The organism is Cellulomonas sp. KH9 (assembly GCF_900114185.1).
In the GTDB taxonomy this organism is placed as follows: Bacteria; Actinomycetota; Actinomycetes; order Actinomycetales; family Cellulomonadaceae; genus Cellulomonas.
Genome location: NZ_FOSE01000001.1, coordinates 1,087,029 through 1,099,436, shown reverse-complemented (window position 1 = coordinate 1,099,436; position 12,408 = coordinate 1,087,029). Strand labels below are relative to the sequence as shown.

13 protein-coding genes, 1 tRNA gene and 1 pseudogene are annotated in these 12,408 nt (G+C 73.6%); 10 read left to right on the top strand and 5 right to left on the bottom strand.

Features of this window, described 5'->3' with window-relative positions; all coding sequences use genetic code 11:
* The 3 genes from BMZ16_RS04995 (at nt 1) to BMZ16_RS04985 (ending at nt 2,633) form a co-directional block, all read left to right on the top strand.
* Nucleotides 1-1,398 (top strand): S8 family peptidase, encoded by a 1,398-nt coding sequence (locus tag BMZ16_RS04995; RefSeq protein WP_177199591.1) that lies wholly within the window; start codon nt 1-3, stop codon nt 1,396-1,398.
* A 73-nt stretch (nt 1,399-1,471) separates the two neighbouring features.
* On the top strand, nt 1,472-2,113 hold the full coding sequence (locus BMZ16_RS04990; RefSeq protein WP_089798417.1) for an RNA polymerase sigma factor: 642 nt from the start codon (nt 1,472-1,474) through the stop codon (nt 2,111-2,113).
* On the top strand, nt 2,094-2,633 hold the full coding sequence (locus tag BMZ16_RS04985) for a hypothetical protein (protein WP_089798416.1): 540 nt from the start codon (nt 2,094-2,096) through the stop codon (nt 2,631-2,633). Before BMZ16_RS04990 ends, BMZ16_RS04985 begins: the two co-directional genes overlap by 20 nt.
* Before the next feature lie 160 nt (nt 2,634-2,793).
* Here the strand turns inward: BMZ16_RS04985 and rplA are convergent, their stop codons facing one another.
* The 5 genes from rplA to BMZ16_RS04960 all read right to left on the bottom strand — a co-directional run bounded on the left by rplA (nt 2,794) and on the right by BMZ16_RS04960 (nt 5,564).
* The gene (rplA, locus tag BMZ16_RS04980) at nt 2,794-3,510 is read right to left on the bottom strand and encodes a 50S ribosomal protein L1 (RefSeq protein WP_089798415.1); all 717 of its coding nucleotides are present in this window, start codon (nt 3,508-3,510) and stop codon (nt 2,794-2,796) included.
* A 109-nt stretch (nt 3,511-3,619) separates the two neighbouring features.
* The gene (rplK, locus tag BMZ16_RS04975) at nt 3,620-4,051 is read right to left on the bottom strand and encodes a 50S ribosomal protein L11 (RefSeq protein WP_089798414.1); all 432 of its coding nucleotides are present in this window, start codon (nt 4,049-4,051) and stop codon (nt 3,620-3,622) included.
* Nucleotides 4,052-4,134: 83 nt separating this feature from the next.
* On the bottom strand, nt 4,135-4,950 hold the full coding sequence (nusG, locus tag BMZ16_RS04970; protein ID WP_089798413.1) for a transcription termination/antitermination protein NusG: 816 nt from the start codon (nt 4,948-4,950) through the stop codon (nt 4,135-4,137).
* Between the two features lie 100 nt (nt 4,951-5,050).
* Complete coding sequence (gene secE, locus BMZ16_RS04965; RefSeq protein WP_089798412.1) at nt 5,051-5,332, bottom strand: preprotein translocase subunit SecE; 282 nt, start codon at nt 5,330-5,332, stop codon at nt 5,051-5,053.
* Nucleotides 5,333-5,491: 159 nt separating this feature from the next.
* Nucleotides 5,492-5,564 (bottom strand) — tRNA-Trp (locus BMZ16_RS04960).
* 286 nt (nt 5,565-5,850) lie between these two features.
* On the opposite strand from BMZ16_RS04960, the gene BMZ16_RS04955 reads away from it, so the two are divergent.
* The 7 genes and pseudogenes from BMZ16_RS04955 (at nt 5,851) to BMZ16_RS04925 (ending at nt 12,376) form a co-directional block, all read left to right on the top strand.
* Nucleotides 5,851-7,086, top strand: coding sequence for a pyridoxal phosphate-dependent aminotransferase (locus BMZ16_RS04955; RefSeq protein ID WP_089798411.1), 1,236 nt, complete (start codon nt 5,851-5,853; stop codon nt 7,084-7,086).
* A 91-nt stretch (nt 7,087-7,177) separates the two neighbouring features.
* Entirely contained in the window at nt 7,178-8,071 is an 894-nt protein-coding gene (locus BMZ16_RS04950; protein ID WP_089798410.1) for an ABC transporter ATP-binding protein, read from the top strand.
* Nucleotides 8,068-8,931: an ABC transporter permease gene (locus BMZ16_RS04945; RefSeq protein ID WP_089798409.1), complete on the top strand. Its 864-nt coding sequence runs from the start codon at nt 8,068-8,070 to the stop codon at nt 8,929-8,931. Before BMZ16_RS04950 ends, BMZ16_RS04945 begins: the two co-directional genes overlap by 4 nt.
* A gap of 44 nt (nt 8,932-8,975) precedes the next feature.
* The gene (locus BMZ16_RS04940; protein WP_143082757.1) at nt 8,976-9,614 is read left to right on the top strand and encodes a hypothetical protein; all 639 of its coding nucleotides are present in this window, start codon (nt 8,976-8,978) and stop codon (nt 9,612-9,614) included.
* 46 nt (nt 9,615-9,660) lie between these two features.
* Nucleotides 9,661-10,068, top strand: a pseudogene (locus tag BMZ16_RS04935) (DNA-binding response regulator); the annotation flags it as partial.
* A gap of 95 nt (nt 10,069-10,163) precedes the next feature.
* Nucleotides 10,164-11,705 carry a sensor histidine kinase gene (locus BMZ16_RS04930; protein ID WP_089798407.1) on the top strand — a complete coding sequence of 514 codons (1,542 nt, stop codon included), beginning with the start codon at nt 10,164-10,166 and terminating at the stop codon, nt 11,703-11,705.
* Nucleotides 11,702-12,376 carry a response regulator transcription factor gene (locus BMZ16_RS04925; protein WP_089798406.1) on the top strand — a complete coding sequence of 225 codons (675 nt, stop codon included), beginning with the start codon at nt 11,702-11,704 and terminating at the stop codon, nt 12,374-12,376. The genes BMZ16_RS04930 and BMZ16_RS04925 overlap by 4 nt, the downstream gene beginning before the upstream one ends.
* Nucleotides 12,377-12,408 lie beyond the last annotated feature (32 nt).

Genomic DNA, 12,408 nt, shown 5'->3' with positions numbered 1-12,408 from the left:
GTGAGCGTGTACCGGACCGACCCTGCGTCCCTCGGGCGGCCGTTCGGCCGGGACTACGGCGCTGCCGTGCCCGGCTCCGCACCGGATGCCGCGCTGCGACGGGTGGTGGCACGGCAGGCGGCCGAGCTCGCACGTCGCTCGGACGACCGTGGCGTCCGCGACCGCGGCGACACGATCCGGGAGCGCGTCCGCGGTCGCTGGGCACGCACCGACCGCCGCGTCGACGTCCTGCGAGGGCCGGGTGACGAGGAGAAGTCCTTGGTCATCGGCGGCGAGGTGCTCGTGGGCGCGGCGTCGTGGCCCGACGTGGCGGACGAGGCGGCGCGGGACGGGCTCACCCGCGTCGAGGTCGGCTGCGCGGAGCTGGAGGACCGGGTCGTCCGTCTCCGCACGGACGGTGCGGACGCGACCGCGCGCCTCACACGGTTCGTCCGCGACCTCCGCGCGCAGGGGCACGCCGTGTCCTTCAGCTATGTGACGCCCCTCGCGCCCGTCATGAAGGGATGCTCCGGCGTGCCGGCGCCGGGCCTCGCCGCGTTCGCCGAGTACGGGCCCGTCGACCCCTCCTTCGGCCACGGCGTCCGTGTCGCCGTGATCGACACGGGGATCGCCGAGGCGCGTCGCGGCGACGGTTGGCTCTCCGGCGTCGCCCGCGTCGCGGACGGTTCCCCGACGGGCGCGAACATCGACCTCCTCGACGCCGATCCCGCGGACGGCTACCTCGACGTCTCCGCGGGCCACGGGACCTTCGTCGCCGGCATCATCGCCCAGGTCGCGCCCGGAGCCGAGATCACGGCCCACCGGGCCCTGACGACCAGCGGGACCGCGACCGACATCCAGGTGGCGTGCGCACTGATCCGGGCGGTGCGGGAGAACGCCCAGGTCGTCAACCTCTCCCTGGGGACCGAGACGTACTTCGACGAGCCGCCCGTCGCCTTGACGGCTGCGCTCGACGTGGTGCGCGAGATCGAGACGACGCGCGGCTGGGAGAGCGTGATCGTCGCCGCCGGCGGCAACGGCGGCGGCACCTCCCCCGTCTGGCCGGCCGCGTTCGGGCGGGTCGTGTCGGTCGCCGGCCTGACCTCCGCGCTACGCCCCAGCCTGTGGTCCAGCCGGGGCCACTGGATCGACGTCTCGACGGTGGGCGAGGGCCTCGTGTCCACGTACGTCTCCGGGCGGCAGTCCCCCGACGTCGTCGCGGAACCCCAGCAGTTCCTCGGGGACCCCTGGGCGCGGTGGACCGGCAGCTCGTTCGCCGCCCCGCAGGTGGCGGGGGCGATCGCGCGCGCCATGACGGAGCACTCGCTCTCGGCCACGCAGGCGGTGCGGGAGCTCGTGGCCGCCGGCAGGCCCGTCGCCGGCTTCGGCAAGGCGCTGCAGATCCTGCCGGGAGGATGACGTGCTGGGCACCTGCATCGTCGAGCGTCATGATGGCATTCGGGACATGTCCGACAGGCGAGGGGGCCGTGCCGTGAGCAGCCGACAACAGCTGGGCGGACCGTACGAGGGACGCACCGCGACGCAGCTCGTCGAGGGTGCCCTCACGGGTGACGAGGGATCCTGGTCCGAGATCGTGCGCCGGCACGCGAACCTCGTGGCGGCACGTGTCCGGCAGTTCCGGCTCACGCCGCAGCAGGCGGAGGACGTCGCGCAGACCGTGTGGCTCAACCTTCTCGAGCACCTCGGCGACCTGCGCGAGCCGGAGGCGCTGCCGGGCTGGATCTCGACCGCGACGCGGCACGAGTGCATCCGCACGGCGAACCTGTCCCGCCGGTCGGTCCCGGTCGACCCGACGACCGGGCGCCTCGACGCGCAGGACGACACGGAGCCCGACAGCGACCTCCTGCGCGACGAGCGGCACGCGGCCCTGCGCGCCGGCCTGGCCGAGCTGCCCTCGCACCAGCGCGACCTGCTGCTCCTGCTGTCGACCGACCCGCCCCCGAGCTACCAGGACGTGTCCGCGCGCCTGGGCATCCCGGTCGGGTCCATCGGCCCGACCCGGCAGCGCGGCCTCGCCCGCCTGCGCCGGACGGACGCCATCCGCACCTACCTCGCGACGCCCGCCGGCGTCGTGTCACGCGAAGGAGGCCGCGATGTCCTGGCACTCGGATGACCTGAGCCTCCCCCAGCCCCGCCCCGCGGACGCGTGGGAGAACGACGACGTGCTCGCGGCCGACCTCGTCCGTGCGCTCACCGAGGAGGAGACCCTCCGCCGCGTCACCGCCACCGCGTCCACGGCGTTCCGCGCCCACCGCGGGATGCTCGCGCTGCGCGAGGAGCTGGCGACCGACCTGCTCCTGCTCTCCCTGGTCCACGACTCGAGCGCCGGGGACCTGGCCGCCGGGGACCTGGCCGCTGGGGTCCGCGACCGCACCGGCAGACCGTCGCGGACCCTCGTCTTCGAGGGTGACGGCGTCGGGGTCGAGGTGGAGGTCACGGACGGTCTGGTCGAGGGCCAGCTGATCCCGGCCCGGCCCGGCCACGTCGAGCTGCGCCGACCCGACGGCGACGTCGCGCGCGCCGAGACGGACGAGGTGGGGTACTTCCGCCTCGAGGCCCGGACCGCGGGGCCGGTCCGGCTCGTCTGCGAGACGGCCGACGGGACCTGCGTCACCGAGTGGCTGCCCTGGTGAGGGGCTGACGCACCGGTTCGCCGGTGCGTGCACGGGGCCCGGTCCGCAGGGGGGACCGGGCCCCGTCGCGCGTCGGGTGCGCAGGGGCGGACCCACCCCGGACGCACGACGGCCCGGCACCCTCGCGGGTGCCGGGCCGTCGTCGTCGGTGGGGCGACCGTCAGGCCGCGTCCTCCTCCGTGAGGTTGCGCGTCTTGCTCTGGTCCAGCGGGATGCCGGGGCCGTTGGTGGTCGAGAGGGTCGCCTTGGTGATGTAGCGGCCCTTCGACGCGGACGGCTTCAGACGCAGGATCTCGTCGAGCGCGGCGGCGTAGTTCTCCACCAGCGCGGTCTCCGAGAAGGAGGTCTTGCCGATGATGAAGTGCAGGTTCGCGTGCCGGTCGACACGGAACTCGATCTTGCCGCCCTTGATGTCGGACACGGCCTTGGCCACGTCCATCGTCACGGTGCCGGTCTTCGGGTTCGGCATGAGGCCGCGGGGCCCGAGGACCTTGCCGAGGCGACCGACCTTGCCCATGAGGTCCGGCGTGGCGACGGCGGAGTCGAAGTCCGTCCAGCCGTCGGCGACCTTGGCGATGAGCTCGTCGCCACCGACCTCGTCGGCGCCGGCCGCGCGGGCCTGCTCGGCGCGCTCACCCGTGGCGAACACGATGACGCGGGCCGTCTTGCCGGTGCCGTGGGGCAGGTTGACCGTGCCACGGACCATCTGGTCGGCCTTGCGGGGGTCGACACCGAGGCGGAACGCGACCTCGACGGTCGCGTCGTACTTGGTGGTCGACGTCTCCTTGGCGAGGCGCACGGCCTCGAGCGGGGAGTAGATCCGGTCGGCGTCGATCTTCTCGACGGCGGCGCGGTACGCCTTGCTGTGCTTGGGCATCTGCCTGTTCTCCTTCGTCAGCAGTCGTGGTCATGCGGGCCGCACACGGGCCCTGCCACGTGCCCGCCGGCGCAGGTCGCGCCGGCGGACGGGTCGTTCGGGGGCTGGGTCAGCCCTCGACCTTGATCCCCATGGAACGCGCGGTCCCGGCGATGATCTTCTCCGCCGCGGCCAGGTCGTTCGCGTTGAGGTCCTCGAGCTTGGTGGTGGCGATCTCGCGCACCTGGTCGGCCGTCAGCGTCGCCACCTTGACGGTGTGCGGCGTCGGCGAGCCCTTGGCCACGCCCGCGGCCTTCTTGATCAGCTCGGCGGCCGGCGGCGTCTTCGTGATGAAGGTGAACGAGCGGTCCTCGTACACCGTGATCTCGACGGGGATGACGTTGCCGCGCTGCGACTCCGTCGCCGCGTTGTACGCCTTGCAGAACTCCATGATGTTCACGCCGTGCTGACCGAGCGCGGGCCCGATCGGCGGTGCGGGGGTGGCCGCGCCGGCGTTGATCTGGAGCTTGATGAGGCCGGTGACCTTCTTCTTCGGGGGCATGATGCCTTCCGTTCCTTCTCGTGGGCCGACGCCGTGGGCGATGACCCGGTTGCAGGGCCCCGCGGCGCGGGGCGGTCAGCAGGTCAGATCTTCGAGACCTGGCTGAAGGACAGCTCGACCGGGGTCTCCCGGCCGAAGAGGGAGACGAGAACCTTGAGCTTCTGGTTCTCGGGGTTGATCTCGGAGATCGTCGCGGGCAGCGTGTCGAACGGGCCGCCGTCGGTGACCGTGACGGACTCGCCGACCGTGAAGTCGACCTCCACCGGCGTGGCCGTCGCCTTCGCGGACTGCTGCGCGGGCGTCTTCGCCTCGATGGTGGGCGCCAGCATCGAGAAGACCTCGTCGAGGGTCAGCGGCACCGGCTGGTGCGTGTGGCCGACGAACCCGGTGACGCCGGGCGTGTGACGCACGGCGCCCCACGACTCGTCGGTGAGGTCCATGCGGACGAGGACGTAGCCGGGGATCCGCACGCGCTTGACGACCTTGCGCTGCGCGTTCTTGATCTCCACGACCTCCTCCATGGGGACCTCCACCTGGTGGATGTAGTCCTCCATGTTGAGGCTCTGCGTGCGCGACTCGAGGTTCGCCTTCACGCGGTTCTCGTACCCCGCGTAGGAGTGGATGACGAACCAGTCGCCCGGGAGCCGGCGCAGCTTGGCCTTGAACGCGGCGACCGGGTCCTCGTCGGGGTCGATCTCGTCGTCCGTCGCGACCGGCGCGTCGTCGTCGGCGACCTCGTCGGCGGCGGCGTCGTCCTCGGTGGTCTCCTCGGCGACGTCGCCGGCCTCCGTGTCGTCGACCTCGTCACCCGCGGTCACCTCGACGGCCTCGACCGACGCCAGGGCGTCCGCCAGCTCGGCCTCGGCGCCCGGCGTGGGCTCCTGCGACTCCTGCGACACGTGCAACCTGCTTTCTCCGATGGTGGGCCGGCGTGCGCGCCGGCGGTGCGCGGCTCGCCCGCGCGGGTGGGGTGGTCGCCGGCTCGGTGGCCGGCGGGCGTCACCCGAAGATCCAGAACGTCAGCTTCCCGATACCCAGGTCGATCAGCGTGACGAAGAGCATGACGACCGTGACGAACACGAGCACGACGCCGGTGTAGGTGACGAGCTCCTGCCGCGTGGGCCGGACGACCTTCTTGAGCTCGGACACGACCTGGCGCACGAAGAGGGCGATGCGCGCGAAGAACCCGCGCTTCTCCTCGCCGCGACGCGGCGCGTGCTCGCTCCTGCTGGCGGCCGAGCCCTCGGCGTCGGACGCCGCGGCGGCAGCGGTATCGCTCACGTCTGGCCCCTGTCTCGTCGTCGTGCGGCACCCGGACGGGCGCCGCGGTTCGCGGACGCACGGGCTTCACCGACGCGACGCGCCGGACCGACCGGCGGTCCTGCTCACGACGCCGACCCGGACCTCGAGGAGTCCCGAGGTCGGGCCGGTCCGCGTGCGCAGGGCAGACAGGACTCGAACCTGCAACCTGCGGTTTTGGAGACCGCTGCGCTACCAATTGCGCCACTGCCCTACGACGGCCTGGTCGCCACGACGTCGCACCACCGCGCCGGGCCGGAGCTCGGCTTCGGGCGTGCTTCATCATGGCGGACGTCAACCGCCGGTGGCCCACTGTACGCGACGCCGGGCGCGGGGTCGAACCCGTCCCGGCAGGACGTCGGAGCCGCGTGCACCGCCCCCCGCTCGCCGACGTGGCACGGACCGTCGCACGTCACCCGCACGGACGACACCGGACACCGGCGTACCACCCCGTGATATCCGGTGGCCGTGCACCCGCGGGGCTCTGCGAGGATGGTCCCGTGAGCCAGCACAGCGCACCGACGACGACGTCCACCCGCGCACGGGTCTCCGAGCGCATCGCCGCGATCGCGGAGTCCGCGACGCTGGCGGTCGATGCCAAGGCCAAGGCGCTCAAGGCCGCCGGCCGGCCCGTGATCGGCTTCGGCGCCGGCGAACCCGACTTCCCGACGCCCGACTACATCGTCGAGGCCGCGGTGCGCGCCGCCCAGGACCCGGTGAACCACCGCTACTCCCCCGCGGCCGGCCTGCCGGTGCTGCGCGAGGCGATCGCCGCCAAGACGCTGCGCGACTCGGGCTACGAGGTGAAGCCCTCCGACGTGCTGGTGACCAACGGCGGCAAGCAGGCCGTGTTCCAGGCGTTCGCGGCGGTCCTCGACCCGGGCGACGAGGTGCTGCTGCCCGCGCCGTACTGGACGACCTACCCCGAGGCGATCGCGCTGACGGGCGCCGTGCCCGTCGAGGTCGTCGCCGGCGTCGACCAGGGCTACCTCGTCACGGTCGAGCAGCTCGAGGCCGCGCGCACGCCGCGCACGAAGGCGCTGCTGTTCAACTCCCCGTCGAACCCCACGGGCGCCGTGTACTCCCCCGAGCAGACCGCGGAGATCGGGCGCTGGGCGCTGGAGCACGGCATCTGGGTCATCACCGACGAGATCTACGAGCACCTCACCTACGACGACGCCGTGTTCACGCCGATCGTCCGCGCGGTGCCCGACCTCGCCGACACCACGATCGTGCTCAACGGCGTCGCCAAGACCTACGCCATGACGGGGTGGCGCGTGGGCTGGATGATCGGCCCCAGCGACGTCATCAAGGCCGCGACCAACCTGCAGTCGCACCTGACGTCCAACGTCGCCAACGTCTCGCAGCGCGCGGCGGTGGCCGCCCTGACGGGTGACCTGTCGGCCGTCGAGGCGATGCGGGCGGCGTTCGACCGCCGCCGCCGCACGATGGTCGAGATGCTCTCGGCGATCGACGGCGTGCGCTGCCCCGCACCGCAGGGCGCGTTCTACGCCTACCCGTCCGTCGAGGGCCTGCTGGGCCGCACGATCCGCGGCGTCACGCCGACGACGTCGGCCGAGCTCGCCTCGCTGATCCTCGACGAGGTCGAGGTCGCGGTGGTCCCCGGCGAGGCGTTCGGCCCCAGCGGGTACCTGCGGCTGTCGTACGCCCTGGGGGACGACGACCTCGTCGAGGGCGTCACGCGGATCCAGGGCCTGCTGGCCGAGGCCGTCTGACCTGCCGACCCGGGGTCCACCGGTCGGTGGACCCCGGGAACGACCGTGCGGTCCTCGCGCCACGGCACCCCGGGGGCGCAGGCTGGGACCCATGACGACGACGAAGGCCCCGGCCGTCCTGGTCGAGGGCCTGCACAAGCGGTACGGCGAGAAGCGCGCCGTCGACGGGCTGGACCTGCGCGTCGAGCACGGCGAGATCGTCGCGGTGCTCGGGCCGAACGGCGCCGGCAAGACGACGACGGTCGAGACCCTCGAGGGGTTCCGCCGCGCCGACGCCGGGCACGTCCGTGTCCTCGGGGAGGACCCGGCGACCGCGGGACGCGCGTGGCGCTCCCGCCTGGGCGTCGTCCTGCAGGACAACCAGGACCTCGCGGAGGTCACGGTCCGGGAGATCGTGCACCACGTGGCCGGGTTCTACCCGGCGCCCAGGGACCCGGAGCGGGTCATCGACGCGGTCGGGCTGCGCGAGAAGGCGGCGGTCCGCACGCGAGCCCTGTCCGGTGGACAACGGCGGCGGCTCGACGTGGCGCTCGGTGTCGTGGGCGATCCCGAACTGCTGTTCCTCGACGAGCCCACCACGGGGTTCGACCCGCAGGCGCGGCACGACTTCTGGGACCTCGTGGAGTCCTTGCGCGACGAGGGCACGACGATCCTGCTGACCACGCACTACCTCGAGGAGGCGGAGCGGCTGGCCGACCGCGTGGTGGTCGTCGCGCACGGCCGCGTCGTCGCGGAGGGCGCCCCGGACGACCTGGGCGGTCGCCGGGCACGCCGCGCCCGCGTGCGGTGGACCGTCGACGGCACCACGCACGAGGAGGCGACGGACACGCCGACCGCGCTGGTGGCGCGGCTCGCCGCGGACCTGCGCCGCCCGGACGGCGAGGTCCCGGGGCTGCAGGTGCTGCGGCCCACGCTCGAGGACGTGTACCTCGGGCTCATCGGCGACGACGCGAGCCGCACGGCTGACGAGGAGGCGGCACGATGACGACGCCCCCCACCGGCGCGCACGCCCGTTCCGCCGCGCGGAGCGTCCCGCGGCTGCCCGGCGTCGGCCGCCTGGCCCTGGCCCGCACCGCCTTCGAGGTCCGCGTGTTCTTCCGCGAGCGCGACGCCGTGGTCTTCGTGTTCGCGTACCCGATCCTCATGCTCGCGATCTTCGCGACCGTCTTCGGGTCCGACGAGGAGCTGGTCCCGGGCTCCGGGGTGTACTTCCCGCAGTACTTCCTGCCCGGGATGGTCGCCACCGGCGTCATGCTGTCGAGCTTCCAGAACCTCGCGATCTCGATCGCCGCGGAGCGCGACGACGGCACCCTCAAGCGGCTGCGGTCCACACCGCTGCCCCCGACCGCGTACTTCCTGGGCAAGACGGGGCAGGTGCTCGTCACGGCGGGCGTCCAGACGGCCCTGCTGCTCGGCGTCGCCGCCCTCGCGTTCGACGTCCCGCTGCCGACCGAGGCGGGGCGGTGGTGGACCTTCGCGTGGGTCTTCGTGCTCGGCACGGCGGCGGGGTCGGTCTGCGGGGTGGCCTACTCGTCGGTGCCGCGCACGGGACGGTCCGCCAGCCCCGTCGTGATCCCGGTGGTGCTGGTGCTGCAGTTCGTCTCCGGCGTCTTCTTCCAGTTCAACGAGCTGCCGACGTGGATGCAGCAGCTGGCCTCGGTCTTCCCCCTGAAGTGGATGGCGCAGGGCATGCGCTCGGTGTTCCTGCCCGACGAGGCCGCCGTGCTCGAGCCGTCGGGATCGTGGCAGCACGGCCCGACGGCGGCGGTGCTGGTTGCGTGGCTCGTCGTCGGCCTGGTCGTCGGGGTCCGGACGTTCCGCTGGCGGCGCCGGGACGACGGGTGACGGCCGTCGCGGCGGACGGTCCGGCCCGTGGCAGAGTCGCGCCCGTGAGCACCGTGGACGCGCAGCCCGGGCCGGTCGAGCGGCACGGGTTCTGGATGCGCATGCTGATGATGTACGACCTGGTCTTCGTCGGGATGTCGGCGGTGTACCTGGTGGCGGTGCTGATCCAGGCCGACGGGTTCACCGAGGCGCGCGTGGCCGTCTCCACGATGCTGCTGCTGGCGCTGGCCTACGTCCTGGTCGGGCGGCGCGCCGCGCGGCGTGGGAGTGCGCGGCTCGCGGACGCGTACCTGGCGGTGCTCGTCGTCGTCGTGGTCGTGCAGGTCACCGGCGGGGACATCGGCTCCGCGCTCCTCTTCCTCGCGTCCACGCAGATCTGGTTCTTCGCGCGGACGCGCGTCGCCGGCGTCGTGTGGGCCGTGTGGGCCGTGTCCCTGACGGTGGCCATCACGGTCGCCGCGGTGCTGCGCATCGGGGCGACGGGTCAGGAGATCACGGAGATCGCCGCGCAGTTCGGCACGGCGCTGATGTTCGCGGTGGTGCTCGGGCTGTGGATCACGCAGATCGCCGAGCAGAGCGAGGTGCGTGCGCACCTGCTCGAGGAGCTGCACGCGACGCAGGACGCGCTCGCCGCGTTCCACCACGCCGCCACGCAGGGGCCACCCGTGTCACGCTGCACCTGACACGGGCGGACCGCGCGGTCGTCCTCGAGGTCGCCGACGACGGGCCCCCGACGTCCACGTGCTGGTGCTGACGACGTACGAGACGGACACCGACATCCTGCGGGCGGTCGAGGCCGGCGCGACCGGCTACCTGCTCAAGGACACGCCGCGCGACCAGCTGGTGGCCGGCGCGCGCGCCGCCGCGCGCGGGGAGTCCGCCCTCTCGCCGTCCGTCGCCGGGCGCCTGGTCCGGCAGGTGCGCGGCGAGCGCACCGAGCGGCTGACCCCGCGGGAGCGGCAGGTGCTGGCGGGCGTCGCCCGAGGGCTGTCCAACGCCGCGGTCGGGCGCGAGCTGTTCATCGCCGAGGCGACGGTCGAGACCCACCTGCTGCGCGCGTTCGCCAAGCTGGGCGTCGACGACCGGACGCGCGCGGTCACGGTCGCCATCGAGCGGGGCATCCTGCCCGCTCCCTGACGGCTCCGCGGCGTCGCGACCCGCCGCCCCGCGCCGTGTCCGGGCGGCTCCGGACGACCCTTCTGCCCCGGTTGTCGCACGTCCATACTGAGCCCATGCGGAACGGGCCGGCGTCGGGGCGCACCCTCGCCGCGCCCTCGGAGGCCCTGCGGGCGACCGGTGCGCGCGTCACGGTCCGCGGCCGGCTCATGACCGCCGTCGTCGTCCTCACCGCGGCCGCGATGACCGTCGCCGGCCTCACCGGGCTCGCGCTGCAGCTGCGCGCGACCGACGCCCGCATCGACGAGTCGCTGACCCGGGCCGTCAGCGCGCTGCGGACGAGCCAGACCGAGGGCGAGACCCAGCCGGACGGCACCCGGGTGCCGTGGACGTCCGTCCGGTCGCTGCTGCGCGACGCGGTCGAGGCCCGTGTGCCCGCCGAGCACGAGGGCATGCTGTCGATGGTCGACGGCACGTTCCACCTGCGCCCGGCCGACGAGACGCGGGCGATCCGGCTCGACACGGACGAGGAGCTGCTCGCGTGGCTCGCGGCCCTGGCCCCCGACGACCGGCTCGCGGACACCCCGCAGACCGTGCGCACGTCGGTCACCGAGTACCGGCTCGTGGTCGTCCCGGTCCTGCTCGCCGCGGACCCCGCCGCGACCGGCGCGTTCGTCGTGGCCACGGACCGCACGGCACAGACCGCGGGGGTCTGGCGGATCTTCCTCACCTACTCGGTCGTCGGCCTCGTGGCGCTGGCGGTGACGTCGCTGGTGGCGTGGTTCGTGGTGGGGCGCATGCTGCGCCCGGTGCGGGTGCTGCGCGACACGGTGCGACGGGTCACCGGCTCGGACCTGTCCGAGCGCATCACGGTCACCGGCAAGGACGACCTCGCGGACCTCGCGTCCTCCGTGAACTCGATGCTGCAGCGTCTCGAGCGCGCGTTCGGGTCCCAGCGCGAGCTGCTCGACGACGTGGGGCACGAGCTGCGGACGCCCCTGACGATCGTCCGGGGGCACCTCGAGCTGCTCGACCCCGCCGACGAGTCCGACGTGCGGGCCACGCAGTCCCTCGCGCTCGACGAGCTCGACCGCATGCAGCGGCTGGTGGACGACCTGGTGACGCTCGCGACCGTCGACCGCCCGGACTTCGTGCGTCGCGCGCCGGTCGACGTCGGACGCCTCACCGACGACGTGCTCGAGAAGGCCCGCGGGCTGGGCGAGCGGCGGTTCGTCGTCGTGGCCCGAGCGGACGTCGTCGCGGACGTCGACGCGCAGCGCATCACGCAGGCGTGGCTGCAGCTGCTGGCCAACGCCGTGCGGTTCTCGGCACCCGGCTCGACGGTCCGCCTGGGCAGCGAGGTCGCGAACGGCCGGCTGCTGGTGTGGGTGCGCGACGAGGGTCCCGGTGTGCCGCCCGAGGAGGAGGCCCGCATCTTCGAGCGCTTCCACCGCGGCCAGGCCGACCGCGTGCAGCACGGCGCCGGGCTCGGGCTGCCCATCGTCGCGGCGATCGCCGCCGCCCACGGCGGGCGCGTCTTCCTGGAGCACCCGCCCCCCGGCGCCGGTCCCGGCGTCGGGTTCGTCCTCGACCTTCCCGCCGTCGGTCTCGTCGACGGCGGGTCCGAGTCCCTCGAGCTCGTGGAGCCGCACCGATGACGCACATCCTGATCGCCGAGGACGAGGAGCGGATCGCCGCCTTCGTCGCCAAGGGCCTGCGCGCCCACGGGTACGAGGCCACCGCCGTCCTCACGGGCGAGGCGGCGCTGGAGCGGGTCGAGGCCGGTGGGGTGGACCTGCTGGTGCTCGACCTGGGACTGGGCGACATGGACGGCTTCGACGTCCTGCGGTTCCTGCGTGCCGAGGGGTACGCCCTGCCCGTGATCGTCCTGACCGCACGCTCGTCGGTGACCGACACGGTCACCGGCCTGGAGTCCGGGGCGGACGACTACATGGCCAAGCCGTTCCGGTTCGAGGAGCTCCTGGCGCGGGTCCGTCTGCGGCTGCGCAGCCAGCCCGCGGCCCCGTCCCGGGGCAACGTGCTGGCCCACGGACGTCTGCAGCTCGACCTGCGCACCCGGCGGATGCGCGTCGGGGACGCCGAGGTCGACCTGTCGGCCCGCGAGTTCGCGCTCGCCGAGACGTTCATGCGCAACCCGGGTGACGTGCTCACCCGCGAGCGCCTGCTCTCGGAGGTCTGGGGGTACGACTTCGACCCCGGCTCGAACGTGGTCGACGTCTACGTGCGGTACCTGCGGCGCAAGCTCGGTGCCGAGCACTTCGACACCATCCGCGGCGTCGGCTACCGGCTGGTGGACGCACCGGCCTGACGCCACCCCGCGCGGGCCCGGGCCCGCGCGAC